Here is a 693-nt window from a genome sequence, read left to right as displayed (position 1 = left end):
AAAAGAGGGAGGGTAAGTTTAAAAACAACAAGTGATTCTAACATCCAGCAATACCACCAATAGTTACAATGTCACTTAACTTATCTTAGAGTACATTACACTGTCACTTTTTTGTTCTGGGTAATATTTGTAATTAGCTATCTTAGGAATAAAAAAAGCCTGTACTGATAGCTCAATACAGGCAAACAATAAAAGAGAAACAGCAAAGAAAAAAACATCAATAAATAAGATTAATATATCTCTACATCAGATTGTTTTATTTGTTCTAGATCTTCGACTTTAATAGCGGTGCCGCCGGTATAAGGTGCGCCCCAAGAAAAAGCAGTAACCGTATGACCGCCATATAAATCAATAACGGCATTTGCCCCAATTTTTCTCGCTTCATCTGCCAATAGTGGATATAGAGTCACTACACTGTCATAACCATATCTGGCATTAGCTTTAACTTTACCTACTTCTTCGTACTTCACGTTAGCTGGTAAATCAGATTTAACAATATAAACCCGTCCTTTAGTTTGCTGACTAATAGGTAAATCAGGCACATTAGATGAAGAAACATTACTGTCAGCACAACCAGTTAATAATAGTCCAAGCACTAATGCTGAACATAATCGTTTAATACTCATTTTTCATATCAATTTAGTAATCGTTAAGCATTAATATAGTGAGCATGTGAGTTAAAAAACTCATAAA

1 protein-coding gene is annotated in these 693 nt (G+C 33.9%); it reads right to left on the bottom strand.

The genetic code is table 11. The features are described 5' to 3' along the window. Positions 1–230 precede the first annotated feature (230 nt). Positions 231–626 (bottom strand): hypothetical protein, encoded by a 396-nt coding sequence (locus tag E5A76_RS08455; protein WP_107165788.1) that lies wholly within the window; start codon positions 624–626, stop codon positions 231–233. Positions 627–693: the final 67 nt, after the last annotated feature.

Origin of the sequence: Photobacterium lucens (assembly GCF_009873615.1) — a bacterium.
In the GTDB taxonomy this organism is placed as follows: Bacteria; Pseudomonadota; Gammaproteobacteria; order Enterobacterales; family Vibrionaceae; genus Photobacterium; species Photobacterium lucens.
The sequence above is the reverse complement of the archived record's forward strand: the minus strand, read 5'-3'. Positions and strand labels throughout refer to the sequence as shown.

What these genes read in the sequence shown, in the direction of transcription:
- E5A76_RS08455 (WP_107165788.1), bottom strand. Translation starts at nt 626, where the DNA reads ATGAGTATTAAACGATTATGTTCAGCATTAGTGCTTGGACTATTATTA.